Annotated in this window: 24 protein-coding genes and 4 pseudogenes; 16 read left to right on the top strand and 12 right to left on the bottom strand. The window is 68.2% G+C overall.

All coding sequences use genetic code 11. The features are described 5' to 3' along the window. Positions 1 to 148 precede the first annotated feature (148 nt). Positions 149 to 595 (bottom strand): hypothetical protein, encoded by a 447-nt coding sequence (locus DN051_RS00225; protein WP_246041184.1) that lies wholly within the window; start codon positions 593 to 595, stop codon positions 149 to 151. Positions 596 to 1,491: 896 nt separating this feature from the next. On the opposite strand from DN051_RS00225, the gene DN051_RS00220 reads away from it, so the two are divergent. Continuing rightward, positions 1,492 to 2,796: a DUF4241 domain-containing protein gene (locus tag DN051_RS00220; protein ID WP_112437521.1), complete on the top strand. Its 1,305-nt coding sequence runs from the start codon at positions 1,492 to 1,494 to the stop codon at positions 2,794 to 2,796. A gap of 500 nt (positions 2,797 to 3,296) precedes the next feature. Here the strand turns inward: DN051_RS00220 and DN051_RS00210 are convergent, their stop codons facing one another. Both DN051_RS00210 and DN051_RS00205 read right to left on the bottom strand, forming a co-directional pair. Further along, positions 3,297 to 3,866, bottom strand: coding sequence for a DUF4328 domain-containing protein (locus DN051_RS00210; protein ID WP_162624723.1), 570 nt, complete (start codon positions 3,864 to 3,866; stop codon positions 3,297 to 3,299). Between the two features lie 1,037 nt (positions 3,867 to 4,903). Continuing rightward, on the bottom strand, positions 4,904 to 5,809 hold the full coding sequence (locus DN051_RS00205) for a helix-turn-helix transcriptional regulator (RefSeq protein ID WP_112437519.1): 906 nt from the start codon (positions 5,807 to 5,809) through the stop codon (positions 4,904 to 4,906). Positions 5,810 to 5,896: 87 nt separating this feature from the next. Between DN051_RS00205 and DN051_RS00200 the strand changes: the two genes are divergently transcribed. The 4 genes and pseudogenes from DN051_RS00200 to DN051_RS00185 all read left to right on the top strand — a co-directional run bounded on the left by DN051_RS00200 (position 5,897) and on the right by DN051_RS00185 (position 7,741). Beyond that, positions 5,897 to 6,148, top strand: a complete 252-nt coding sequence (locus DN051_RS00200) for a hypothetical protein (protein WP_112437518.1) — start codon at positions 5,897 to 5,899, stop codon at positions 6,146 to 6,148. Positions 6,149 to 6,279: 131 nt separating this feature from the next. Next, positions 6,280 to 6,639 (top strand): hypothetical protein, encoded by a 360-nt coding sequence (locus DN051_RS00195; protein WP_112437517.1) that lies wholly within the window; start codon positions 6,280 to 6,282, stop codon positions 6,637 to 6,639. 43 nt (positions 6,640 to 6,682) lie between these two features. Continuing rightward, positions 6,683 to 7,448: pseudogene (locus DN051_RS00190) on the top strand (transposase family protein). 26 nt (positions 7,449 to 7,474) lie between these two features. After that, positions 7,475 to 7,741, top strand: coding sequence for a DUF397 domain-containing protein (locus DN051_RS00185; protein ID WP_079000332.1), 267 nt, complete (start codon positions 7,475 to 7,477; stop codon positions 7,739 to 7,741). Here the strand turns inward: DN051_RS00185 and DN051_RS00180 are convergent. The 3 genes from DN051_RS00180 to DN051_RS00160 form a co-directional block, all read right to left on the bottom strand. Beyond that, positions 7,626 to 8,516: a DUF1963 domain-containing protein gene (locus DN051_RS00180; RefSeq protein ID WP_053756749.1), complete on the bottom strand. Its 891-nt coding sequence runs from the start codon at positions 8,514 to 8,516 to the stop codon at positions 7,626 to 7,628. The genes DN051_RS00185 and DN051_RS00180 overlap by 116 nt on opposite strands. Positions 8,517 to 9,602: 1,086 nt before the next feature. Then, entirely contained in the window at positions 9,603 to 10,145 is a 543-nt protein-coding gene (locus DN051_RS46090; RefSeq protein WP_162624722.1) for a DUF6368 family protein, read from the bottom strand. Positions 10,146 to 10,515: 370 nt separating this feature from the next. Then, the gene (locus tag DN051_RS00160; protein WP_112437515.1) at positions 10,516 to 11,079 is read right to left on the bottom strand and encodes a dihydrofolate reductase family protein; all 564 of its coding nucleotides are present in this window, start codon (positions 11,077 to 11,079) and stop codon (positions 10,516 to 10,518) included. A gap of 282 nt (positions 11,080 to 11,361) precedes the next feature. Here DN051_RS00160 and DN051_RS00155 point away from each other — a divergent pair. Next, positions 11,362 to 11,439: pseudogene (locus DN051_RS00155) on the top strand (ATP-binding protein); the annotation flags it as partial. A gap of 66 nt (positions 11,440 to 11,505) precedes the next feature. Here the strand turns inward: DN051_RS00155 and DN051_RS44675 are convergent. Further along, entirely contained in the window at positions 11,506 to 11,757 is a 252-nt protein-coding gene (locus DN051_RS44675) for a hypothetical protein (protein WP_162624721.1), read from the bottom strand. A gap of 109 nt (positions 11,758 to 11,866) precedes the next feature. On the opposite strand from DN051_RS44675, the gene DN051_RS00150 reads away from it, so the two are divergent. Together DN051_RS00150 and DN051_RS00145 are read left to right on the top strand one after the other, a co-directional pair. Further along, positions 11,867 to 12,343: a hypothetical protein gene (locus tag DN051_RS00150; RefSeq protein ID WP_162624720.1), complete on the top strand. Its 477-nt coding sequence runs from the start codon at positions 11,867 to 11,869 to the stop codon at positions 12,341 to 12,343. Between the two features lie 336 nt (positions 12,344 to 12,679). After that, positions 12,680 to 13,261, top strand: a complete 582-nt coding sequence (locus DN051_RS00145; protein ID WP_112437513.1) for a hypothetical protein — start codon at positions 12,680 to 12,682, stop codon at positions 13,259 to 13,261. Between the two features lie 566 nt (positions 13,262 to 13,827). Here DN051_RS00145 and DN051_RS47475 read toward each other — a convergent pair. Further along, the gene (locus DN051_RS47475; RefSeq protein WP_342781590.1) at positions 13,828 to 14,016 is read right to left on the bottom strand and encodes a S1 RNA-binding domain-containing protein; all 189 of its coding nucleotides are present in this window, start codon (positions 14,014 to 14,016) and stop codon (positions 13,828 to 13,830) included. Further along, a pseudogene (locus DN051_RS47470) lies at positions 14,003 to 14,404 on the bottom strand (S1 RNA-binding domain-containing protein); the annotation flags it as partial. The pseudogene DN051_RS47470 and the gene DN051_RS47475, both read right to left, overlap by 14 nt. Before the next feature lie 803 nt (positions 14,405 to 15,207). Between DN051_RS47470 and DN051_RS00125 the strand changes: the two are divergent. The 3 genes and pseudogenes from DN051_RS00125 to DN051_RS44670 all read left to right on the top strand — a co-directional run bounded on the left by DN051_RS00125 (position 15,208) and on the right by DN051_RS44670 (position 17,166). After that, positions 15,208 to 16,100: pseudogene (locus tag DN051_RS00125) on the top strand (IS5 family transposase). A 164-nt stretch (positions 16,101 to 16,264) separates the two neighbouring features. Further along, positions 16,265 to 16,795, top strand: a complete 531-nt coding sequence (locus tag DN051_RS00120) for an Imm21 family immunity protein (RefSeq protein WP_112437511.1) — start codon at positions 16,265 to 16,267, stop codon at positions 16,793 to 16,795. A 152-nt stretch (positions 16,796 to 16,947) separates the two neighbouring features. Beyond that, complete coding sequence (locus DN051_RS44670) at positions 16,948 to 17,166, top strand: hypothetical protein (RefSeq protein ID WP_162624719.1); 219 nt, start codon at positions 16,948 to 16,950, stop codon at positions 17,164 to 17,166. A gap of 173 nt (positions 17,167 to 17,339) precedes the next feature. Here DN051_RS44670 and DN051_RS46185 read toward each other — a convergent pair whose 3' ends face one another. The 3 genes from DN051_RS46185 to DN051_RS00110 all read right to left on the bottom strand — a co-directional run bounded on the left by DN051_RS46185 (position 17,340) and on the right by DN051_RS00110 (position 19,173). Beyond that, entirely contained in the window at positions 17,340 to 17,585 is a 246-nt protein-coding gene (locus DN051_RS46185) for a hypothetical protein (RefSeq protein ID WP_246040808.1), read from the bottom strand. 37 nt (positions 17,586 to 17,622) lie between these two features. Further along, positions 17,623 to 17,868 (bottom strand): hypothetical protein, encoded by a 246-nt coding sequence (locus tag DN051_RS46180; RefSeq protein WP_246040810.1) that lies wholly within the window; start codon positions 17,866 to 17,868, stop codon positions 17,623 to 17,625. Between the two features lie 300 nt (positions 17,869 to 18,168). Further along, positions 18,169 to 19,173: a DUF932 domain-containing protein gene (locus DN051_RS00110; RefSeq protein ID WP_112437510.1), complete on the bottom strand. Its 1,005-nt coding sequence runs from the start codon at positions 19,171 to 19,173 to the stop codon at positions 18,169 to 18,171. Between the two features lie 1,081 nt (positions 19,174 to 20,254). Between DN051_RS00110 and DN051_RS00105 the strand changes: the two genes are divergently transcribed. Genes DN051_RS00105 through DN051_RS00085 form a run of 5 tightly spaced genes read left to right on the top strand, consistent with a single transcriptional unit; the run spans position 20,255 to position 25,247 of the window. Then, positions 20,255 to 21,856: a Mu transposase C-terminal domain-containing protein gene (locus DN051_RS00105; RefSeq protein WP_246040811.1), complete on the top strand. Its 1,602-nt coding sequence runs from the start codon at positions 20,255 to 20,257 to the stop codon at positions 21,854 to 21,856. After that, entirely contained in the window at positions 21,853 to 22,677 is an 825-nt protein-coding gene (locus DN051_RS00100) for an AAA family ATPase (protein ID WP_112437509.1), read from the top strand. The genes DN051_RS00105 and DN051_RS00100 overlap by 4 nt, the downstream gene beginning before the upstream one ends. 17 nt (positions 22,678 to 22,694) lie before the next feature. Continuing rightward, positions 22,695 to 23,492: an AAA family ATPase gene (locus DN051_RS00095; protein ID WP_246040813.1), complete on the top strand. Its 798-nt coding sequence runs from the start codon at positions 22,695 to 22,697 to the stop codon at positions 23,490 to 23,492. Beyond that, positions 23,489 to 24,898, top strand: coding sequence for a hypothetical protein (locus tag DN051_RS00090; RefSeq protein WP_162624718.1), 1,410 nt, complete (start codon positions 23,489 to 23,491; stop codon positions 24,896 to 24,898). Before DN051_RS00095 ends, DN051_RS00090 begins: the two co-directional genes overlap by 4 nt. A gap of 7 nt (positions 24,899 to 24,905) precedes the next feature. Continuing rightward, positions 24,906 to 25,247 (top strand): cyclic-phosphate processing receiver domain-containing protein, encoded by a 342-nt coding sequence (locus tag DN051_RS00085; RefSeq protein ID WP_112437506.1) that lies wholly within the window; start codon positions 24,906 to 24,908, stop codon positions 25,245 to 25,247. The last annotated feature ends 89 nt before the right edge of the window (positions 25,248 to 25,336 follow it).

The following is a 25,336-nucleotide window of genomic DNA, read 5'->3' as shown; positions in this document are numbered from 1 at the left end:
CCACCTTGCGCAGATCACGACGCTGGTGATGTCGTGGTTGAAGGTCCGGGACGAGGAGCTTTTCGACGGTGGAGTACAGCGAGTCGCCTGAACCCCGGGTGAAGCTCAGGTCGACGCGGGCCGGTTCCTTGCCCGCCTGGTAAGGGCTTCAGATCCAGGCCCAGCTTCCCGCGCCGTTGCCCGGGCAGTTGTGGACCTGGGTCTGGTTGCAGCCGAACCGGTGCGGTAGGTCATGCCGAGCTGGCGGTGGGTCGAGCGGCGGCTGTGCCCGGCCTCCAACAGTGTGTGGACGGCGGCGTGCCGGGCCCGGGTGCGGTCGGCGAACCGGTGTACTCGCGGCCGGGGTGACCCGTTCGCTCCCTCGGCAGGGCGGGCTCTGGCTCGGCTTCGGGGCTGTGAGAACCAAAGATCGAAGGCGGCGGCGGTGCTGAGCGGCGCTCCGCTCGGCGGCTTCGCTCAGGTTGTGCCAGAGGTGCCACCGGTCCGGGACCTGGATGGCTTGTGGCGCACCAAGGACGGCGCCCTCGGCGAAGAACGGCGCCCGGTCTGGGCATACGACCTCGACGCCGGGCCGTTGGGCGAGCCAGGCCGCCAGGCTCGATGCCTCCGAGCCGGGCAGCAGATCAATGGGACGGTGGGTTGCGATGTCGACAGGACCGTGCCGTGGTGGCGGTTCGTGCGGGTGGTGTACTCGTCCACGCCGACCACCCGCGGAGCGGGCACCTCAGGCTCGGGAAGAGCTTCGACCAGGCGCAGGACAGTGCTGCGGCTGACGGACACCCCGAGGGCAGAGACCAGGCGAGCGCTGGCCCGGCCTGCCAGCGCGAGACCGACCGCGACCAGAGCCGACCGCAGCCGCGTCGGTCCGCTGACCGTGCCGGCGGGTCGGGCCGGGCATCTGCTCGACGAAGGTGCGGCGTGTGCAGTCCGAGTTCCTGCAGGCGAACCGGCGGACTGGCAACCGGAGAACAACGCTTCGTCCGGCGCTCGACACATCAGCGGGAAACCGCAGGTAGGAGCCGTGTGGACGGTCACGTAATTCGGCTCTGGCGCTGATCTTGTGACGCTGTCGGTGTCAGCGGTGGCTGTGATCATGGCTGGCGTGTTTTTCGCGGAGTTTCGAGGTGTTGTTCCCTCATCTGGCTGGTGTCGTGGTCGAGTTGGTCGAGCGGGTGGCTCTGTACACGAGAACGGGAGTCGTTTGTCGACGGCTACGGGAGTCGCCGCGTCACCCTGTCGCTTGATCAATATCGATGAGTTCGGGAGTCATTGAGTGAGCTGTTTTTGGGCGGTACATGACAGAGTGGCGTCGGCGGCTCAACGGATCATGCTGCAAGCCACTCGTTGAGCGGGCCATGGACCGGATCACCGGCACGACCGTCTCGGCGCCGGAGCTGGCCTGTCGCCCGCTCAGGAGGGCCGTTGTCACGGGCAGCGGTTACCTTGCAGCTCAGCACAGAACCAAGGCAGGTTGCAGGAAGGGGAGCGGCAATGGTCGTCGAGGTGGGGTACGCGCAGGCGTGGGACCTGGAGTCTTGTGCGCCCTGGCAGCCGATGTCCGCCGAGGAGGCCCGGGAGCGGGATGCCACCGGGTTTCCGTACGTGGTGGTGTACCGGGAGTCGGGTCGGAAGGCCCCGCTGGAAGTCCGGCTGGTGTCCTGGCGGGACCACTACGTCGGGCTGTGGGTCTACGACGCCCAAGGTCGCCGCACCTACGATCTGGACATGCGGCTGCTGGACGACCCGTCGCGGCTGCTGCGCCGATACTCCGTCAGCTGGTACTACACAGGCCCAGAGATGGCGGAGTTCGACAAGGCGTGCCCACGCATCATCGTGGACCTCTTCCCCGACGGGAGGGGGCAACGGACGGTGGAGCGGCAGGGGCAGGGCGGGGGCTCCTACGTCACCTCGCCCGGACTCCGGGACGACGAGCGCTGGCTGGACCGCCCCGCCTTCGGGGAGTGGCCGCTGCTCTCGGCCCAGGTACACGGGCTCATTGAGCCGCTGGCCTTCGAGCCGGCCGAGGTGGCCGAGGCAGCCGAGCCTGGTGACGGAGGCGCCCCCGCTACCTGCTGGCGTCCGCCGCGCCCCGCGCAGCCCGGGCCGATCAACGAGTTGTTCCGGCCCGGGGTGCGTGTGACCGACGGGTACCACCCCGAGATGACCGTCGTGGAGCCGCGCCGGGTCGGCACACTGCGCGTACCCAGCGGACTGCTGGCCGTCTCCGGCCCGGACATCGACCACGGCGACGGGCCGCGCATTACGGTCGCTGTCCCGCCCGGGGAGTACGTACTCGACGAAGCGCGGGTCCGCTACAGCTACCAGTGCGAATGGCGGGACGCCGAGGTCACGACCACGGAACCCACGGCCGTCCGCCTGCTCGTCAGCGAGACCCCCGCAGCGACCTGGGAGATGGCCCTCGGTCCGGACGACGATCCCCGGCTGTTCATCGAGCAGCAGACAGCCGGCTTCGACACCGACGGTGCCACTGGCTGCTTCGCCGACGCCGGGTCCTGGGATCCGCTCATCGCGCTCTTCGAGCGGGGGCTGATCCGGGGGGAGTCGGACCTGGACGGGTACGAGGACATCGACGACGGTTCCATGTTCCTGCAGCGCACCTGGGACGAGGCTTCCGGCGGCGAGCTCATGTCCTTCGCGACGACTGGGGACGGTACCTACCCGGTGTGGGTCGGCCGTTCCGAGGCCGGTGAGGTCATCGGCGTCGTGGTGCTGGTGGAGGGGATGCCCGAGCTGCTCCCGGAGCGGGACGGAACCCCCACCGATGCGGCTGTGTAGGCAGGGTCCTGCCTACGGGCGCAGTCGCCAGCCTGGTTGCAGCTGGTGACGATCTCGGCAGCACGGTCAACAACACTCGGCGCCTGGAGTCCGGGGTACATGTACCCACACCCATCAGGACAGCGGCGGGTGCCTCCCGAACTCGTGAACATCGACTTGGCCGCCTTCGGGGGTGCCTCCTGCGCTCATCGACAAACGACTCCCGTTCTCGTGGACAAAGCCACGCGATCGTGCTCGGCAATGTCTGTGCGTACCTGACCGCGAAGTAGGGCACCGGGCCGGCGAGTGGGCTGCGGTAAGCAATGTGGAACTGGCCTGCACCCCGACCAGCAGTTCCTGGCTCAACTGCATCGAGGCCCGGTTCACCGTCCTGCGCCATTTCGTGCTGGACGGCGCCGGCCACGCCGGCCACAGGGGGGCGGCTTGTTGCGCTGCTCGACCAGGGGAGACCGGCGGGCCGGGTGCAGCATCCTGCGGCCGGCGGCTGCGATGCCGCGGAGTCAGTCTGGGTAGCGCAGCCGGCGCGATTGAAGCGAGGTGAGCCGGAGGACGACGAGGACCGCGAGCAGCGCGGAGCAGATGAACGAGACCTCGGCGGACAGGAACCACCCCGTTCCGCCGGTCAGCCAGGCGCCGGCAGCGCAGAACTGGCAGAGCACCCACAGTGCCCACCAGGCGTGGAGGATGCCCGGCCACAGCCGTCGGGCCCCCGGTCCGGTACTGCTGGGTGTGCTCGCACGCCAGATGTCGTTGGCGACGGCCTTCGGCAGCCACAGATGCACGACGGGCAGCAGCCATCCGACCAGCGCCCAGCGTTGGCGGAAACGCCGGCCCGCGGGATCGAGGAGCGCGGCGTTGACGCCCGCGCGGTAGAACCGGGCCAGGAACAGGGCGGCGCAGACGGCATGCGCTGCGACGAGGACTCCCAGCGCGACCAGGGCCCCGACGGCGACCGTGAGTGCGGAGAGGAGGAGCTGCATCGGGCCGCCGAGCAACGTGTTCACCACGGCATCCGGCGGATCGTCGATCACCACGTCCGGCGGGCCGAACGCGACGAGGAGGGACGTCACCGTGTGCGGCACCACGCACGCCGCGAGTGCCGCGCACACGCCCCCGGCCCACAGGACCAGCGCCCACCTGCCGGTTCGACGTTCCGGGAGTGCCGGCGGGGCGACCCCGGCACGAGATCGGTGTGGCTGTCCAGGTAGGACCGGCCGAGGCTGCTTCTCGTGCGGCACCGACTTTCGGGCGGGGCAGCCCGCGCAGACCCCGTCCGGCCCGGCGGCCTTGCACATCCGGCACTGCTTGCGCAGTACGCGTCCTCCTCAGGATCTCAGCGAGCACCTGAATACCCCAGCGCGCGGACACCTGATCGCGTCACCCCCGGGCGGAGGCGCCGACGCCCGGTGAACGGGACGAGGTGCGCCTTCGGCCGGAGTATGCGCGAACTTTGGGTTCGGAGAGGGGGAGTGTGCCGGCACGTGGGCGCTGTGGCTTTCACGGAAGGGGATTTGGAAGTCGGGCCGTCGCTCCTGGTGGGTCGGTGTCTCGTAGGGTGCGTCGGCGTCAGCCGCGTCCACGCCGGCTCATGTCGGCTCCGGCTCGTCCTTCTTGGGTCTTGCGCGGCCGCGTCAGGCAGGCGGCCCGGAAGCCCGGCAGGGACAGCGGCTGTTTCCCACCGGCGAGCGGGGTAGCGGCGTATGTGCCGGTCAGCGCCCGCCCTGGGTGCCGGACACCGCCGGCTCTTCTGCGACTCGCCCTTGACCCCAATGACGGTGCTGTTTTGTGCTTGACCGGGTGGGCGGGGTGATGGCGGCGGTCGCGGAGTGGAGCATCGCACCGATGTGTGTCCGGCTTCGGGGCGGTCTGCCGGGATGTGTGGCCGGTCGGGGTTGCGGCGGGTGGCGGGGTTGGTGCTGGCGGGGTTGGCGGGGGGTGGTGATGGCCGGTGCCGCGGGGCTGTGGGGCTTTGCGGCGGAGTGGTGGCCGGCCTCTCCGTGCCGGCCATCGTGCGGTGTCCGGCCCGCCGGGTGTTCGTCGTTCCCTCTGGCCGTGTGCCGCGGTCTTACGGTATCGCGGTGGTGTGGTGGTGGGTGGGGTGGTGTGGTCAGGGTGTCGGGTTGCGGCGGGCGGCGAGTTCTTCGATGCGGGAGCGTTTCCAGTGCTGTTGGCGGGGTCGTCCGGCGCTGCCGCGGCGGTGGTGGAATGCGTCGGGTTGCCGGAGGTCGGGCAGAAGTCCGTGTCCGAGGGCGCTGAGGAGGCTGTCGGCGTCCTTGTATCCGAGGATGCGGGCTGCTTCGGCGGCGCCGACCAGGTCCTCGTTGTCGTCGTGTCCGGTGGCGGGCAGGACTCCGCGTCGGCGGGCGGCGGCGACGGCGGTGGCCCGGCGCCACTTCTTGCGGGGTCCGCCCCGGCTGCCCTCTTGTTTTTCGAGGAGGTCGGGCTCGGGAAGTTCGGGGATGCGTCCCTGGTAGAGGGCGCTGGAGAAGGATGCGGTGCTGCTGTAGCCGAACAGGCTCGCGACTTCGGCGGTACCGAGCAGCTCGTCGGGGTCACCGTCCGCGGACACCGGGGGCAGCGCCGGGCCCGGAGCGGAGCTGCGCCGGCCTTTGCCGGGCCGGTTGCCGGCCCAGGCGACGACGGTGCCGCGCCGCCACATCGGGCCGTCGGTGTTCTCGTTCGGTTCGGGGAAGTATCCGGGCCGGTCGCGGACGTAGGCGTCGATGGTGGACGTGCGGGTGTAGCCCAGAAGCTGGGCCACCTCCCGCTTGGTCAGCAGCTCGTTCGGGTCGGCGTCGAGTACCGCGGCCGGCAGCGCGCGCTTCTTCGGGGCGCGCTGCGCGAAGAACTGTGCGACCTGGTCGTGCCGCCAGAAGCGTTTGCGGCCCTCGGTGTGTGCGACCGGTGGGAAACCGCTGTCCGGGTTGTTGCTCCACTCGCTGATCCGGGGCTTGCTGGTGCTGAACTCGGACACGATCTGCGCGGTGTCAACGAGCCGCTCGGCGGCAGACATCTGGGCCCCTCTTTGTTGCAAGGATCGGCAGGACAGCGCCGGCACCCCGGCAAGTGTGACAGGTTCGATAATGCCAAAGCGGGTGACGTGGCGTCCAGCCCGGCGCCGGCGCTGCAAGACGGTGCCGCCCCTTCCGTCCTGGATGAGTACAGGCCCTGCCTCGACGACCGCTGGAACGAGGGCTGCACCAACGCCTGGAAGCTGTGCAAGGAGATCGTGCCACTCGGCTACAAGGGCAGCTACCAGCACGCGCGCTGGTGTCTATCTGTACGGCAAGCGCGCCTCACCGCGGCCGGTGACGGCCCGACCGCCCTCGCCCCGGTGGCCGTGACGGTTTGAGTCGGCCCCCACTCGGACGGTCTGAAGTGGCCCCACCCGGAGATCATTCGGGGCTGTGTGACGGCTTGAAGCGGCTCCAACTGTCGGCGCGAGGTCGCCCCACCGTCCGCGCCTGGTGGCATGACCGCGGCATGACTGCAGTGCTGCCGCGGACGATCCGGGCCGTCTACACCGACCGGCTCCTGCTGCTGGAGGAGGAAGCGGCACGGCTGGGCTTCAGCCAGCGGCTCCCGGTCGACTGGCTGCGGGAGCACGCCCAGGCCGCGGCGGTGCACTATCTGTTCCCGGCGATGGAGCATCGGCTCAGTCATCGGCCGGAAGTGTCACCGCAGTGGCGGTGCGAGCTGTTGCTCACGGTCCGGACCGGCGAGGAGGTGTTGAGCCTGCTCGATGTCCCGCCCGCCGTCTTCCAGGGGCTGCCGGAGACACTGAGCTGCAACTTGCGGGGCCAGATCGGCTGTTGGGCTGACCACGAGGTGAAGCCCTGGTAGATGGGTTTTCGACCAAGAGAACCGTCTCCACCCGAGGCTCCGCATGCTTGTCTACCCGTCCGGCGTCGACGTGTCCAGCTCCGCCTTGCGCTCCCTGTCCGCCCGCCCTCGGCAGCACCGACGTGTGATCGGCTCCCGCTGGCGACTGCTGAGCGCCGGTCGCCAGGCCCTGCTAACCCTCGCCCACCTCCGCATGGGACACACATATGCCCAGCGCGCAGCCGGATTCGGTTTCGGCACCACGACCGCCTACCGATATGCGACCGAAGCCGTCGAGCTCTTGGCCGGCTTCGCACCCACCCTGGCCGACGCGACACGGACTGCCGCGACGAAGGGCATTCGTGATCCCCGACGGCACCCTCCTGCCCATCGACCGCATCGCCGCGGACCGGCCCTTCTACTCCGGGAAACACAAGAAGCACGGGATGAACGTGCAGATACTCACCGATCCCATCGGCCGACTGCTGTGGGCCTCACCGGCCCTCCCCGGCACCATCCACGACGTCCGCGCGGCTCGCGAACACGGCGTCGTCGACGCCCTCGCCACAACCGGCATCAAGTGCTGGGCGGACAAGGCGTACCGGGGTGCCGACGGAACTGTCCGCACTCCCTACTGGGGCCGCTGGGGGACCCTGTCCACCGGTCAGAAGGCCGTCAACCGGTCCCACGCGAAGATCCGCGCACTCGTCGAGCAGGCCATGGCCACCCTCAAAGCCTGGAGGCTCCTGCGTAAACTCCGGTGCTCGACCACCCGCATCACCGCACTCGTCCAAGCCATCCCCGCCCTACATCTGGCCAGTTCAAAGTGAGGTGAGAAAAAGCTCAGTGTGTCGAGGTGGCCCGGAGCGACGCCTGCCCCACCGTTCCTGTCCGCGACAGCAAGAACCCCACCGACCCGGCCGTGGACATCGGTGCGGACGCCTGGACACCCATTGTGAATAGCCTTCGCCAGCCCCCTCCCAGTGGTAGAGGTGCGTCGAACCTGGTCACGGGGCCTCGTAATTGGTCACGGCCAGCGCCTTGTCCACCCGAGCGGCGGCCAAGTCATCGTGGCGGATCACAAAACTCGTGCAGTACTCCTCGTAGACCCGGGCTTCACTGACGAGCGATATCCATTCGCTCGTCAGCCGGTGCTTTTCCTTCTCCAGGTGGGAATACCATTTCGCGATCGGGATGGCTGGGATCTTGCCTTCCTTCTCGCGTCCCGCGAGGGTCTGCTCCGCAATGCTGTTGATCACCTCTTCATCGGCATACCCGCCGATGGCAACGCCGGCGCCAGACGGCCAGAGGTCGTGGGCCAGAGCACGAAGTTCGTCCAGGTGCGGCAGGTCACGCTCCATGTGCCGAACCAACTGCTGCTGGAAGGGCGACATGTCCTCCCAGTCGAGATCCTCCCAGAACTCGTGCCAGTCCCCGTCCTCGTCACCCTCCTGGAGCCAAAGGGGCAGTTCGGCTCTGAGCTCGGCGCTGACGTCGAACTGCTCGCGGACACACTCGGAGCCGGGGGCTTCCGCGACCGCGGTTTCGGTGCCGTCCGGTACATACACGACTCGCGCGTACCTCCCGGAACCATCCTCATGGTCCATCTCCTGGTTCACGAAGAAGAGCAGCGTCCCGTCCGCCAGCAGGTCGAAGCCGTCGACTCTCGGCAGCGCCCCACAATCGACGGAAAGGAGCAACGGCAACGGAATGTCCCCGGCGGACGGCCACTTCATGCCCACCGGCAGCCGGGGCAACCCACCGAACTGCCCGACCGGAGAACCACCGCCCACGGACAATCCGATCGACAAACGAAGGTGCTGGCTGAATCTGCTGATCTCGTCGCCCGGGATGCCCAAGTCAAGCGCTGCCCGACGAAACTCTCCCTGATGATCCATGCCCGAGAAGATAAACCCTTACCAACCCGGCTGGGTCATCCGGGTGTTGGTGGGCATGAGCTGTACGTGGTGGAGCGAGCGGTCGGTCACCTTGGATCATCCCAGCGGATCCGCCTCCAGGAAGCCGCGCAGCTCCAAGGCGAGGTTGCACATGTCCTCTCCGGGAGCGTGATCAGTCCCAACTTCGAAGTGCCCCTCGTCGCCGGGGAATGGATGGTGCACCCCCCCGGCAGTCGGACATGAGATCCCACATGCTTGGCTGAGACCGTCAGATCTCGTTCCAAGGAACACCAGGCTCGGGCACCGTTCACCCACGAAAATCTCCCGCCGGCTCTGCCGAAAACACATAGAGTCCATCACCGCCCCATCGTCAACGGGAGTGAGGTTGGCAAAGGCTCACTGGACGCGACGACAGAGGCGGACATCGCGGCGCGCATGAAGCGGGCTCCCGCGGTGCGGGAATGGGCCGAGCGGGAGGCGTGAGCCCCAGCGTGGGCCGCGGGGTCAGGTGACGGCCTTGAGCTGTTGCCGGGCCTTGGTGTGAGCGAGGCGGCAGGACTGGGTGCCGTTCTCGATGATCGCCCCGTTGAAGGTGAGGCGGTCAACACCCCAAACGCGCCGCCGGGTGGGGCCCCTTCCGACCGTCCGGGTGGGGCCGACGCAAACCGTCACAGCCACCCCGGACGGTCGCCGGATGGATCCTCCGCCGCCCGGAAACCCTCACTGAGCCCGAACAGCTCCAGCTCAAGACTGTCCGCGCCCACTGCCCCGAAATCGACGCCCTCACCGGGCACGTCCGCTCCACTCCTTCGCGACCATGCTCACCGAGCGCCAGGGCGAGCGCCTGCCCGACTGGCTCGACGCCGCCGGGCAGGACGACCTGCCCAGCCTCCACGCCCTCGCCATCGGCATCACCCGGGACCTCGACGCCGTCATCGCCGGACTGACCCTGGCCTGGAACTCGGGTGCCGTCGAAGGGCACGCCAACCGGATCAAGATGCTCAAGCGCCAGATGTTCGGCCGGGCCGGCGTCAAGTTGCTGCGCAAGCGGGTACTCCACGCGTGCGCCGGCTGGCTGAGTTCTGGCTACTTCAGGAGCCGGAAACCGGGCTGTCGGGCCCACGCTCGGAGGAATTCCGCCGAGCCGTACGCGGCGGGCCACGGATCGGTCATCGTTGCGACGATGCCGGGAAGGCCGGCCACGACTGAAACCTGATCTTCTCGCAGTTCGGCGTTGGCGACACCACCGATGACATCCATGACAGCGGCGGTCAGCAGGACCGTGACGAGGTGGTCGACAGGACGGTTGCAGAACGCGACGACGTCGACCGGGTGGGTGGGGGTGAAGCCGATGAGGGATTCCTGGTCGACTTCGTCGGCGTGCTCGGCCTCGAAGACGGCCTCGTCACCGATCCCAGGCCCCATGAGAGAGACCAGAACAGGCCGACGTCCGTCTACGTCCCCGGCATCCGTGATCCCGAGGCTCTCCGCGTGAATGTTCAGGTCGTACTCGCCGACCCGCTTCTCCTCAAACCGTGCCGAGGCGCCAAGCAGGAACCCGCGCAGCCGCTGGATCGCCACGCGGGGAACGGCCTCCGCCAACTCGATCACCAACACCGGTCCGCTCACGGCCCGGAGCCTAACCAGCCGGGACTGTCACCCCCAACCTTCTACTCAGCGTGGCCGCTCACAGAAGCTGAGCCAGAGCCCGTTCTCGTCAACAAGGCCAGGTCCGGCCTGGCCCCGTTGTTGTGGTCCCACGTCCGGCCCAACGGCGAGGTGAACACTCGACATGACCAGCAGACTCCCGCTCAGCACGACCTGACCGGTGTCCGGCTGGGGATCTCTTACCTGCGCCTGTGACCGGGCAGGGGTATCCCGATCGCCTCGGAACACGGCGCCGAGAGATCCTTGGGTGCCCGGTGCCCGGTGCCCGGTGCCCGGTGCCCGGTGCCCGGTGCCCGGTGCCCGGTGCCCGCGCCGATCCGCCGTCGAGGGTTCAGTGCTTGGTCTCGTACCTGGTCAGGATCACGCCGTGGGGAAACGTCCGGGTCTCGACCAGGGTGAGGTTCACCCGGTTGTCCAGGGCTGTGAAGAACGGCGTGCCGCCGCCGACCAGGACGGGGTGGGTGACGAGCGTGTACTCGTCGATCAGCCCGGCTCGCATGGCGGCTGCGGCGAGTGTGGCGCCGCCGATGTCCATGGGGCCGCCGTCGTCGGCCTTGAGCCTGGTGATCTCGGTGACCGCGTCGCCGGTGACCAGACGGGTGTTCCAGTTGACTGTGCTGGTCGTGGTGGAGAACACCACCTTCGGCATGTCCCGCCAGCGGCCGGCGTACTCGATCGCCGCCGGTGTGGCACCCGGCTGCTGGTCGGCGGTCGGCCAGTGGGAGCTCATGGTCTTCCACAGCTTGCGCCCGTACAGCGCCAGGCCCGTCGCGTCGACCCGGTCGGACCACCACTGGAACAGCTCGTCGCTCGGCACGCTCCAGCCGAGGTCGTCGCCGGGCGCGGCGATGTAGCCGTCCAGGCTCAGGTTCATGGCGAAGACCAGTTTCCGCATGCGTCAGCCTCCCGTGCGTCGGTATTCGGCGTACAGACCAGGACGGCACGGAAGAATCATCGGCCAGGCCACACCGAGGGCCGGTTGACCACCACGCCAAGCGGATGCTGCGTACAAAACGGAACCCCCTACGTACACCTATCGGTGAGACCGGTCGACCGGCGTGACCTTGACCTGCGGAGTTGCAGTGGACCCGTACGGTGAAAATCCCGATTGCCGGGGGCTGAACGTACCCTCCGGCGATGCCCGGGACCCTGTTCGGCTACGCCCGCTGCTCCACCGGCGAACAAGACCTTCAGCGAGTGGGGCCAGGTCTTCGGCGACGGGGTTCTCGCCACCGCCATCCTCGACCGCCTCCTGCCCGTTGAGATGGAGACGCCCTCCTCCTGGACTCGCGGAGCAACGACGGCCCAGGAAGCCACACCGTCATCTCCCACCGGCAGTGCCTGACCGAGCGAATCCGCCAGGCCCCGCCTCACCGAACTCTTCGACAACCTTGCCGCCCGCATCGCCGAAGCGGAACGCGACGGCTGGCCCGGCGACGTTGAAGGCATCAACGTCAGCCTCGCCGGCGCCGAAGCCAACCTCGCCCAGATAGACGACCGCACCGTCCACCTCGGCACTCAGCCGGTTCGCCGGCCGAACGACTACCACGATCGGGACACCGGCATCAGCCAAGCGGCGGGGTGACCGACCGGTCAGGCCCGTCTGGCCTGACCGGTCGCCGCCGGGCGGCACAGGGGAAAGCCAGTGGCAGACAGCGTGACCACCAGGCGATAGTCGCTGCATGCATCGAGCGGACGAGCCCATGGACAGCCCCGCGCTGAACACAGAGGAGTACGACGCAGTGCAGGCTGCCGTCACCGCGGTCGCACCCACGTGGGCAGGCGGACAACGGGTCACCCTCAACGCGCTGTTCGACCGTTGGAAGGGCATCACCGGCGAGGTGGAGGAGGGCTACTCGTGGTGCGCTCCCGAGCTCAGCAACGACATCTGGTGCCGCGGCGTCCTGGCGAAGATCTGGCCGATGCTCCCAGCACGCGTCCAGGAGATCAGACGGCCGGAGCTCGACGGCATCGACGAGCGGTATCGCCGCGCCACGATTCCGTGGCCCGGGCATGCTGAGGACGACGCCGAATGGTGGATCTGGCGGGTTCCCCGGCGTCTGGAGGTCGAGGCGTCCGAGCAACGTGGAGAAGGCTGGCCGCCGGGCTGGGAAATGATGCCGTTCCCCAGGCCGGATTCCGTGGAGGTCATCTCTTGAGATTGACCCAGCCTGTCCAGAACCCCGCCGACTTGAGTAGGTCGGAGAATTCCGGGTGTTGCGGGAGGCGTTCGTAGTCGCGGACGTCCGGGCGGGGTCTCATGATCCAGCCGAGGGCGCGCTCAACTTTCCGACGATGGGGCAGGTCCGTAAAGCCTTTCGCGGCGTGAGGACGCGAGACCGTCCTGAGGGCCACGGCGACGGCTCGAGTGCGGGCGTGGTCTGACATCCGTAGGGATGCGGAGTCCGTCATCCACAAGGTCGCGTCACCCCGGACACGGGCACGCTGTTCGTCCGGTCGCTCATGTGTCAGCGGTACTCGCTATCGTCCGAGCCATGACCTCAAGTGATCATCTGCTTGGCCTGATCCGGAACACCCCAGAGATCGATCTTCTGCTGCGGTCATCCTTCGGCTTCGACATCCATCGCAAGCACCATGGCCAGGGCTTGCAGCTTGCCTCGGGTGCGCCGATGGAGGTGATCGCCGGGGAGTTCGCCGGTGGGGCGTACTTCCTGTGTGCCGAGCACAACGGCCGTCGCCCGGTGGTGTTCGCCGGCTCTGAAGGGGAGGGCGGGCTGCTCGCCGATGACCTGGCGGACGCACTGGAGATCATCATCGGGCTGGAGTGGCACGACTGCCTCTCATTCTCAGGTGGTGGCGATGTGGAGGTCATGCAGATCTCCGCTCAACACCTTGAACGGTCCCGTGACAAGTACAGCCCGAACATCGGCAGCGAAGCTGCCCAGGTTGCTGCAGCCCTGTCGCTGCGTATCGTGCCTGTCAGTGACCTCGTCATCCGGTTGCAAGCAGCCGCCGCGAAGACCGAACCGGACTACATCGTGACCGACGAGGACGGGCAGGTGTTCGACCCACTGTTCGGCGAGCACCTGGAGCCTCGCCACGGTGGTTGGGGCTGAACCCGGCCAGCCGCTGCCGCCGGCCGGATCGACGCCGACACCTCGGCCGATGTCTGACAACGCGTTGGGTAGAATCTCCGGCGTATCTGCCGACTTTGTTCCCGACGATTTGTGGGAGCGCATAGCTCGCTGGTGTCTGGCCCGCCCGCACCAGGTCCTTCTCGAGGAGCTGGACCAAGTGAACGGCGCCGAGCGCTGTCGGGATCAGCGAGTCTCCAGCGGGTCGGCCTGCCCGAGCAGTTCCGCGAGCGGAGTGCCTGTCCGAGTGGCGACCCTGGCGCGGGCTGGTCCCATCGGTCGATCATCGCGTTGAGCTCGGCGAGGGTCGCGACCTCGGGCACCGGGACAAGGTGGTTGCGGCGGAAACCAGCCGATCTGCCCCTCGTCCCGCCCTTCTTGTGGGCGCCACAGATTGCGGGCTGGCAGTAGAGCGCTTCCAGGCCGATCTTCCGTGGGTTCGCGAATTCTGAAGGGTGGCCGCGACGAACCCACGGGGTCAGGAGCGCAGTTTGCCGGAACGAAGACGGTGGTTCAGAGCTTGCAGGTTGCGGCGAGACCCAAAGAGGTCAGTCGAGAGCCGTGGAAGCCTGCCGTCGGGAGAGGGACAGCCTGCGTCGCTCTCGGTCGATCTCTGTGACGACGACCGTGATCTCGTCGCCGACTTGAACGACCGCCCGCTTCTGGAGCCTCGACAGGCGTCCACGCGAGCTCTTGACGATGGACCAGTCCCTCGATGTCGTTGGTGACCTGCACAAACACTCCGAACGGGACCAGCTTGGTAACTCGTCCCTGCAGCGCCTGCCCCACCGTGGTGGTCTCGGCGAAGGTCTGGAATGGGTCGGGCTGCGTCGCTCGCAGGGACAGCCTGGCCTCTCCGTTCGTTGTGTCGAACTGGAGGAACTCGCACCTAACGCGCCGGCCCACCTGAACGACGTCCGAAGCTGTCTCGAAGTGTCGCCAGGACAGCTCGGGGATCGTGATGAACCCGACGCCGGGGAAGACCGGATGGTCTGGGCCGTCGTCCAGCGCTACGAACACTCCGAACCGTTCGATCGACCCGATCTGGCCCGACAGTATTTCTCCGGTGCGGAGGGTCTTCAGGAATGCCCAGAGCTCGGGGTTCTCCGTGGCGGCCGTGGACATCCAGGCTCGACCTTGCTCCAGGTCGATGGCAGTCACCTCGGCGGTGATCCGGTCGCCGACCTCCACCGCCGCTGCCGAGAACCGGACCCAGGACAGATCCAGCGACCCCACGAACCCCAGCGGACGTACGGCGAAACCGTCCAGGATCACCGACACACCTCGTGGGGTTACCGCTGCCACGATCCCGCTGCAGACATCACCGACCTGGATCGCAGCCAGAAACTTCCGGGAAAGCTCATCGTCCGACGCCCCGCCCATCCGCTCAGCCTCTCACGGGAAACCGTCTGTCTAGGTCCTGTCCGGCCGATCTTGGACTGTGGGAGGATGCCGTCCGTGACTTGCATCCGAAGGGGCCGTGCCGCGTAAAACACCATCTTCACTTCGGCCGCAGGAACGTGGCCGGGGAAGACCCTGGGTGCGGTATCGCGATGTCCCAGGTCTGTCGGGAGCGGCGAATGCCGCCGTCCGTGTGCTCGAACGGGAGCGATTGTCTCCGGGCATTGTGTCAGTGGCGCTGAGCGTGTGGTCCGTGCACGTCCACGGCACCCAGCGCCGGTGGAGGCGATGGGAGGCTGAGTTCACCTGCCCGTGCTGCGGAGAGGGCTGGGCCCGGGACAAGCTGCAAGAGGCTCTGTTCATGCTGCCTCCAAGGGCAGCCGCTGAACTCCGGGTGCAGGTCGAGCGCCTGGACGTGGTGCTCCTCGGGCGAACGCATCAGGAGCCCATGGCGGATCCAAAGTTGGCGTGGTGGCATCGCAGGTGCTGACCTTGCCCATGCCGTCCACTGATTTGTTGGCCGTTGTATGACTGGTCGGGGGGATCTGACAGAGGCGGAGTGGCGGCGTCTGGGAGCCGCTCCTGCCTATCGGCAACAATCGCTGCGGGCTGGCGCGATCATCGTCAGGTGGTCAACGGAATCCTGCACCGGGTGCGGACGGGGGTGCAGTGGCGTGACCTGCCTTAACGCTACGGGCCGTGGAAGACCGTCTATGAGCGTCACCGGCGCTGGTCGGCCGACGGAACCTGGGAGCGGCTGCTCCAGCAGGCGCTCCCAGGCCGATCCCACCTCGATCCGCGCCCACCAGCATGCGGCCAGCGCCCGGAAGGCCCCGCCACCCGTCGCGACAAAAGGGGCGGCGGCTATGGCACATCAGAGCGGAAGACCGTGGGTGGGACTGTCCGCTCGCCTGGTGGAGGTGGTGCGGGAGGTGAGGCACTCGGTCGCTCCAGAGGAGGCTTGACCACCAAGATCCACCTGAGTGCCGACGGTCGTTGCCACGTACTGGCACTGTGGCTGACGGCAGGCCAGCGGGCGGACTGCACGCAGTTCGGGCCGGTCATGGAGCGCATTCGGGTGCCTCGCCTCGGGCCGGGACGCCCGCGTACCACACCAGAGGGCGTCAGCGTCGATAAGGCCTACAGCAACCGCCGGACCTGCCGCTACCTGCGGCGACGAGGCATCCGCCACGTCATCCCCGAGAAGAGCGGCCAGGCTGTGAACCGCATACGCCGGGGCCGGTCAGGGGGTCGCCCGCCCGGCTTCGACAAGGAGCGATACAAGAATCGCAACACCGTGGAACAGGCGATCAACAAGCTCAAGAACTACCGAGCCGTGTTCACGAGATACGACAAGCGCGCATACGTCTACCCGAGTTCTTTCACCGTCGCAGCTACCATAATCTGGCTCCGGACATGACCGGCCGGACAGAACCTGATACGCGGGTCTCGACGTAATGTCACGGGTCGTGCTGTTCAGCTCGAAGGCTCGTAGTCAGTGGCCGCGGGGATACTGGCGTCGTGAAGACGTCTTCCTCCACCACAGCCAGCTCAGCCGAGACTTCCCCCGTCTGGGTTGAGTCGATGGGTGGCCCGCTGATAGCAGTGCCGGTTTCCGCATTGGCTTGGTGGCGTGGTTGCACACAGTCGGGGATGGTCGTCGGCGACGGGGACGTTCGGGACGACTATGACCGCGCCTGCGAGGTAGAGAGCCTCGCCGGGGTGATTGCCGTCGGCGAGGAGGGCGCCCAAGGACTTGTCTTGGCGGACGAGCCCGCCAGCAGCTGCTATCTGCCGGAACACCAAGCGTTCGTTCGCTGGCTGGGCGCCAACTGCGAGGTCGATCTCATCGCCGCGGCCAATACGGTGCTTGCTGACCCCAACACCGCGTGGGAGGAGCGCGGTGTCTGGGAGACGGATGGCCCGGCGGTGCTCATGGACTCCGTGACAGCCGGGGCCGAGCTGGGTGTCGCGTACCCGGCCGGCGGTGGCCTGCCTGAACAAGCGCCCGTCCCGATTCGGCCCGGCCGCTGGGCAGTCCGCGCCGTCTATGCCTCGCCGATCGAGGAGACCTCGGTTGGGGTGATCCACCTTCTGCCTTGGTCGTCACACTGACCGAGCCGCATCGGGGAGGAGTTCAGGACGCTTCTCCGTCCAATCGGCTGAGCAGTCCATCGAAGATCTGCTCGCGTGCGACCTGCCCCTTGGCTGCTGCATCGTCTCGCAGGCGTTCGAGAGCGGGACGGAACTCGATCGTGGTGACTAACATGCACGACTCGCAGATCGACTCGAAGTGGAAGGTCGACCGCTGTGAAGCGGTCGCGTTCCATCGGGTGCCGCTTGCCGGACTCGTCGTCGTGCTCCCGGCAGGCCTGGCATCGGGCGAACCACCTGCACGGCAGGAGGTACAGGGGGCGGCCGTGCATCTCGGTGATGCTGCCGTGGTAGGTGACGCGACTCCTGATGAGCAGCCGGGGCGCGGGTGAGGTCTCAGGCATGAGCGGCCTGCCAGGCCTTCGCGTTCTGCTGGCGGGTCAGTTCGTCGCAGTACGCGACATCGCGCGCGGCTTCGGCGTCCAGGGCGGCCACGACCCGGACACTGCCCCACATCCGGTCCGCGCGTCGCCGGGCTGTGCAGACCTGCTCCTGGCGCTCCGCCTCATCCGGCGGCTTGCCGTACGAGGTGGATCCGCGCGTCGCTGGAGAAGGAGAAGATCAAGAGGTAGCGGCAGAAGTCCTCGGCCCGCGACGGGCGGGCCGGGCCGGCTGTGGTGCCGGCCAGCGTGACGCGGGCATGGGCCAGCAGCTCGGCCACTTCCTCGGCTGCCATCACACCGGTGTCACGCCGGTGCTGGTTGCGGCCGCAGGAGACGCGGGCCCTGTCGCGGACGCGCGCGAGCACCACCGGGGCGCAGATGCTGACGATCCGGCGGGCTTGGGCGTCACGCTGATCCGACTCGGCCTGGGCGGCACGCGCGGCGCCAGTGACCTCGTTCTGCGTCCAGCTCAGCGTGGTAGCGGCCCACGCCGTGCCGCAGTGCGCGACCGTCTTCGGCTGCGCCGTCCTCGTTCCCGTCGGCGCCCAGCGGCACCATCGCGATGGCGCTCCCGAGTCCGCGGCGGCCGCAACAGCCGCACACGGTCAGATCGTCGACGATGCCTTTGATCTTCCACTTCGGGATGGACATGAAAGGCCATCCGTGGGGGCGGTGGGCGGTGGCGCCGACTCGCTCGGTGTCAGCCGGCGCGGCATGAGCGCAGGAAGCCTCAGACGCGTTGCCGCGCGCGGCCCGCTCCGCAGCCGCGACGCGCTGCCACCACGCGGCAAGGGCAGTCCGGGGGCGCTCCGCGCTCCTTATGGCGGGGTGCGCGCCTCGCGCCCGGGCGGTGTGCCCTGGGCGGGGCTGCGGGGCTGCGGGGCTGCGGGGCGTCCGGGCGGGCACCCGCGGGGGTGGGGGAGTACGGGTGCCCGCCTGGTGTTGATCAGGTCAGACCGTGGTGAGGGCGAATGCTTTCTCCATCAGGTCGTTCGCCGTTCCGCTGATGACCCGCTCGGCGCGGGCTTCCGCTTTCTCGGCGGCGGTCTTGCCGCGGGTCGGGGCGACGTGGTTGGCGTACTCGGTGAGCGCGTTGTAACCGGCCCAACGCGTGCCCCGGATGCCGGCTTGCGTGTCGGCGTGCTCGAACAGGTTCGAGATCGCCCCCCACCGCTGGCGCTGATTGGTCCTGGCGCGTGCGTGGCCGCTGTCCTTGACCGGCCATAGCTCGTCCACCACCGACTTCAGCTCACTGAGCGTCATCTCGGCCTCGACCATGCGCTGTGCCGCCCGCTCGAACTCCTCGGCGTACCGGAACGTTAAACCGAGGGCGGAACGAGCCTGCGCGATACGGGCCTTGGCGCCGGCAGTGTGCCGCACCATGAACGAGGACCGGGCCCCCTGGATGGCCGCGCGCATGGTGTTCGCGCACACCACCCGGACCGGTGTCACCACGACGCGGAACGCCGAGCCGCCGTCGTGGCTGTTGAACGCTGCGATGTACAGGTCCACGTCGTCGTTCCCGCCGATCGTGAGACCCTGCGGCATCTTCATGGTCAGGAACACCTGACGGCCGCCCTTGAGCGATCCAGCGGTCTCGAAGTGCGCACCGGACTCGTCGGCCAGCAGATTGAGGAACTCCGCGTGCTCCTCGTTCTGCACGGGGTGGTAGTCGCTGCCGACCACGCCCAGAGTCTGCGTACGGCCGGTCCTCGGATGCGTGCGCGCGGTCGCGAAGTGCTGCGCGACCTCCACCGGCGTGGTGCCGCCGGCCGTGATGTCGGTCGCGGTCAGGGGCAGCAGACGCACGTTCCATCCGGACAGAGACGCGATGCGCATGGCCTCCTCGGCGGTCATGGCGCCGTCGGTGACGGTGCCGAGCTGGTGCCAGGCACTCGTGTTGGCGGATGCGAAAGCGGCGGTGCCGTCCGTGAACTGCTCGATCTCGTGAGCCACTTTGGGCTTCCTTTCGGGTGACGAACTTTCGGCGGTCCGGCAGGGGGCCAACCCTTCCAAACTAGTTCCATAATACCTATTGGTGGGAGTGGAGCAACCCCCCCGAAGCCTCCGACCCACCCCACCCCAAGTGAAGAACTGCCAGCCACCGCCCAGCACTTCAGGCTCCCTGTAAGCCTCGCACATCACCCAGACCCCACTCTCGGCCAGGCAGCCGCAGCCAGGCAGACGCGAGAACTCCTCGACGCACAAGGGATCCCGCCCGCGGACGCACAACATGCGCCCGCCGCCGAACACATGACCGTCACTCACGCCGACGCCCGCTCCCAACGCTGAGTCAGCGCCGTGATGCTCCACCTGTGGACGCGTTCGGCGATTCCGGCCAGGAATCACCTTCAACATGTCCATTAGGCCGCATAAGTCTGCTACACCAACTCCTACACAAACTCCGACACCGACTCCTACACCTTCTCCGACAACATCTCCGACAACATCTCCGACACAAGCATCTCCCCAACCACCCGCATATCCCCAGATCAACCAAAGTCTCCGCGCATGGTCGGGGCACCGACATCCCCCTCTGCACACCCCCGGCACCCCGCCCCAGACAGGAAGAAAGAAGGACAAGGGCGGGCGGGCTGAGCGGACGCACCTCGGGGGACCAGTGTGAGGTTCGGGGAGGGTGTCACTGGGGTGTTCGGGTTTTCTCGTCAGTGGTGCTGGCTTGTTTTTGTGCTGGCCGGTGGGTGTTTCGGCTGGTTGATCTTGGTGGTGGTGTTCCGGATTTGGTGGTGGTGTGTTCTCGGATCGGTTGGTGGGGTGTTCGTCGGATCTCCTTCGAGGCGGGCTCTATAGCGCATGAGGTTGTGAGTCGGAGGTGAAAGGGGGGTCTCTGTCATCCGTCCAGGTGATCGGCGGGGCTCTTGTCGGGGGTGTCGGCTTTAGCGTCTCATTCGTCGCGCCTGTCACGGGTGTGACGTGAACTGCCTCGTGTGGGGGCGGTAGTTGACTGTCCGGAGGCTGGTGCTGTGATCACTGCTTGGTTACCGGTTCGCTCTGTGTGCGGGTATCGGCTCTGGTGATGGTGGGCGGCGACGCTTCTGAGACCGTGGCCGCTTTGGGGACCGGGGATGACGGTTTGGGGCGGCATCGGGATGAGCTGAGGGTTGCGGCGGTGGCTCAGCTGCTGCGGCTGCGGGCCGCGGGGGAGTTGACGACGGCGCATGTGCGGCTGGTCGCCGACGCGGTGGGCGTGCACAAGAGGACGGTGTGGAGCTGGCTGGCCCAAGCGGAGGAGACCGGATCCGCGGAGAAGCCGGAACGCCGCCGTTTCCGGGTCACCGAGGAGGTCATCGATGTCCTTGCCGACTATCAGGGCAACGTGAAGCGCGCTCACGAGCGTTTGGTCGAGATGGCGGTGGCTGCGGGCCGCAAGCCGCCGGGGCTGACGACGCTGCACGATGCGATCGCGCGGGATCTTGATCCGGGTTTCATGGCGGGCCTGCGCGAGGGGATCCCGGCGGCCCGCGGTTTCGATCCCTGCTTTCAGCGGCCGGCGGTGGCGCGGAACGAGGTGTGGGAGGGGGATCACAAACAGGCCGAGACCGTGGTGTTGATGCCGGACGGGAAGACGTCGAGGGTGTGGGTGACGTGGTTCGAGGACCGCGGTACTGGCCATGTGATGGGCTGGGCGGTCACCGCCGGCTCCGCGCACCGGGGTTCGGTCCTGGCGGCGGTGCGTATGGCGGTGCTGCGCGAGGAGCCCTATGGTCCGGCCGGCGGTCTGCCCTATCTGGTGCGCGTGGATGGCGGTGCCGACTTCCTGTCCAAAACGGTCCGACGGGCCTTCGGTCTGCTCGGTGTCCCTGTGCACCGTGTGCGCAGTGCCCGGCACAAGGGCGGTGTCGAGCGGCTGAACCGTACGAGCATGACGCGTTTCTTCGCTGATCTGCCCCGTTACACGAAGGCGCCCCGGCTCGATCACCGCCGCCGTCTGGGTGATTCGGATCCGCCGCTGACGTTCGAGGCGTTCGTGGGCCTGTTGGGGGAGTGGGTTCACAAGCACAACACCGTGCATGTCATCGAGCGCACGGGGATGACGCCGCTTGAGGCCTGGCAGGCGGATCCCACTGAGATCCGGCCCGAGCCGCGCGCCTGCGAGCTGCGTGCCTTCATGCTGGAGAGCGACCACAGGGTCCGCAAGATCACCAGCCATGGGGTGGAGTTCGGGGGCCGCGCCTATATGCCGGAGAACGGGGTGGGCCGGATCGGGCTCGAGGTGCGGGTGCGGTGGATGCCGCATCACACCCACGAGATCGACCTGTACACCTTTCGCGGCAACCGCTACCTGGGCCGGGCCTTCCTCAGCAACGAGGCCGGCGAGGAACTGCGCGCCAAGGTGCTCCGCGAGCGGGACGAGCACAGCAAAAGCCTGCGACGTGCCCTGCAACGCTCCGGCGAGCGCCGGCGGGAACGCCACCTGCCGTCCACCCGGCCCGAGGTGCCCATCCGTGCCCTGCGCATGACCGAGCAGGAGGCCCGCGCCGAACTCGACGGCACGAAGGCGCCCGCCACGCCGCGGCGCCGCGCCCAGCCGTACCGGCCCCTGACCCCCGTTCCGGCGACGTGGAAACGACCCGGCCAAGACCTCAACCACACCGCATCCAAGGACGACGCCTCGTGACGACCGCCCCCAAGCGCAAACACCCCGGCCAGCGCCGCCAGCCGGCCGCCGCCCTGGCGAGCCAGACATCCAGGCGCCGCCCCGACCTGCGCCCGCAGCACTTTCTCGGCCTCAAGGACTCCACCCTGGTCGCCACGGACACCCTGCTGCAGATCAAAGACACCGTCATCGACACCGTCGAGTCCAGGGCCATGTCGGTGATCTACGGCGGCCCGGGGCTCGGCAAGAGCTTTTCCACCCGGGCCACGGTCCAGGAGATGAACCCGGACCTGATCCTCCCGCTCGACTTCGCCCGCTCCCGCCCCGGGCCGAAGGACCTGCGCGAGGAGCTGTTCCACCAGATGCGGCTCAACAGCAAGATGCCCGGCACACCGACCGCGTTCGACAAACTGCTGCGTGAGAGCCTGCCGCGCCGCCCGTACGTCATCGTGTGCGACGAGGCACAGCAGTACCGCAGAGAGAATTTCGAGTTCCTGCGCAAACTGTGGGACAACTGCGATCCCCAGCCCGCCATCATGTTCGTCGGCGGCCGCGAGGCCTACGAGACGCTGCAGAGCGACCCGGCACTGGCCTCCAGGATCTACATCCGTCTGGAGATCCTGGCGATGACCGAAGACGAGATCCTCAAAACGGTTCCCGACTCCCACCCCGTGTGGCGGGGCGTGGACGAAGCGCTGCTCAAGCGGATCGACACCCAGTACGCGCTCGGCTCGTTCCGCGAGTGGGTCAAGGTGACCAAGCATGTGCTCAAGGGCATGGACTATCTCGGCGCCGAACAGGTCGACGACGAGGTCGTCGACTGGGCCCTGGCCCGATGCTGACCGATCACCCAGCCGCCTTGCCCGACACCGGCACGCAGCCGCTGTCCCCGGCCACCGCAGCCGCGCCCCGGCGCCTGCACTTCCTGGGCCTGGCTGGAGCCCGCACCGTCGCAACCCCCTCACTTGCGGCCGTCGAGGACGCCCTGGCCGACGCCCACGGGCAGAGGCGCTTTCTGTGCGTGCTGGGCGACGCCGGAGTCGGCAAGACCTTCGCCGTCCACCACTGTGCCCATACCCGCTTCCCCACGACCCGCCTCCTGCTGCGGCTGGGGGCCAGGCCCACACCGGCCGATCTGCGTACCCACCTGCACCACACCCTCGGCCTGCCAGGCACCGCGCCTGCCGCACCCGCCCTCGCCGACACACTCATCCGCCGCACGCTCGCCACCCAGCCCTACATCGTGGTGGTCGACGAGGCCGACCGGATGCCCGAGGCCTGCTTCGAGTACCTGCGGTTCCTGTACGACGCCACCCCTTCGGGCCTGTGCGTGGTCCTGATCGCCGGCCAGCGCGGTGCCAAGGCGCTGCGCGCCCAGCAGATGCTGGCCACCCGCACCGCACGGTGGCTGACCCTCTATCCGCTCACCCGCGACCAGATCCCGTACGCGGCCCAGGCCCTGCACCCGATGTGGCAGACCACTACGCCGGATCAACTCCTCTTCCTGGACGGCGTCTTCGCCTCCGGCAGCCTGCGCCGCTGGGCCCTGCTCACCCACCACGTGCAGCGCACCCTGAAGGCCACCGGCCGCCACCAGCCCGACCCCGGCCTGCTGCAGCACACCCTGAACCGCATCGACACCTCATGCCGCCCATGACCCCACCCGCTTTTGCCGCCTGTGCGCCGACCACAGTGCCGCCCGTCTGGCTGCTCCTGGATGCGGGCGACGACCACGCCATCCACCATGCCGCTCACCAGCGTGCCCACCCCGAGGACGGCCGCATCACCACGGACCCCACCCCGCACACCAACAGCCTCGCCTACCTCGCCCTGGACCTGCTGCGCGCCATGGGCCGCGACAGCTTCGCCCGCCCTGACGCCGAGCGGATGGCCACCGACGCGGCCTGGCGCGCGGTGACCTGCTGGACCCTGACCACCCGAATCAGGGAAGCCACCGTGCTGCGCGCCCACCGCCTCACACCCGAACGCCTGGAGCGCCTGGCCACCTGGCGTGCCGAGACCGGCATCCGCCTCGTCCTCGTGGCCCATACACCCACCGAAGCCGCCGAATTGCGCCTGCGCACACGGCTGGCCGCGGCCCGCCTCACCGATCTGCGGACGATATCGGACACTGCGTCCATCCTGGACGCCATCGGCCCGCCCGCCCCGGGCCGGTGCCCGGGACCGCCGCCGTCCGATCATGTGCACCGGCTGCCCAACCTGCCCCGAACAGACGTGGCCGCCTTCCGCGAGGAGTGCAAGCGCCGCCTGAACGAGGCCGACTTCGCCCATACCGACGGCCAGTACCAGGCGGGCTACGCCGCCGCCCGCACCTGGCTCACCCGCCGACCCGCACCATCGGCCGCGCCCCGGACCAAGGATGCCAAGGGCGCTGTCCCCCAGGACAAGGACGCCGTCCCCGAAAGCAGCGGTCACTGGCCGGACTTGGAAGGTCTGCGCCTGTTCCTGGCCCGCCTCACCGTCTCAAGCCCCAGCCCCCAGCACACCCTCGCCCGCGTACGCGGAGCCCAGAGAGGATTCCTCAGCCGGCACCTCCAACTCGACGTCCCTGACGACCTCATCGAGCGGGGCGGCCCCGGAATCACCACCGTGCCGATCACCCCCCGCCGGGCCCACGCCCTGGCCACACACCTGCCCAATCCGCTGCGCGCTGCCGCAGCGGCCGCCCTGCTGTTCACCGGCACCGATCAGTCCCTGCTGGCCATGACCCAGATCGCCAGCGTCGACGAGCACGCCACCCGCCTGGCCATCGACCGCGACTCGCGGATCTACATCGGCACGCCACCCGGCCCGCGGCACATGTACGCCATCCCGCCCCGCGCCCGCCCCCTGCTCACCGCCGCCCTCGCCTTCCGCCGCCGCACCCCGCGCACCACCGACCACCTCGGACTGTTCGCCGGCTGCTTCGGTACCCCCGTCCGCTTCGACAACCTCATCCGCGACGCCGGCCTCGACTTCCCGGCCGTCACACACCCGCACCCCGCACAGGACTGGCACACCGCCGCCCGCTGCCGACACCTGCCCGCCGCCCTGCGGGGATGATGGTCGGGTGCAGCAGCCCTCTCCTGAACCGACACCGGTCATCCTCGCCATTGACGACCTCAGGGCGCTGCCCCGAGCGACACGGCTCGCCCGTACGAGCCGTGAAGGAGTCCAACTCCTCCAGGAGCACCAGCACATCTTCATCGACGAGCTCTGGCTCGACCACGACCTCGGCGGGGATGACAGCATCATGCCGGTGGTGACCCTCCTGGAAGAGGCCGCCTTTTATGGACACCCGTTCCAGATCGGCACCGTCTACGTGCACAGCGCTAACCCCATCGGGGCCGAGACTGTTGTGCGGTCCCTTTCACATTGGAAGTACCGCGTTCGCAGAGCCGCCACCCAATGACAGCTTGCGGCACAGCACCCTGTCACCAGCGCATGCCGAAGGTGTCGAGGCCGCCTCGCCGGGCAACAAGACGATGGACCGCAAGCTCA

Origin of the sequence: Streptomyces cadmiisoli, assembly GCF_003261055.1 — a bacterium.
Classification (GTDB): domain Bacteria; phylum Actinomycetota; class Actinomycetes; order Streptomycetales; family Streptomycetaceae; genus Streptomyces; species Streptomyces cadmiisoli.
This window is presented reverse-complemented; position numbering and strand designations above follow the sequence as displayed.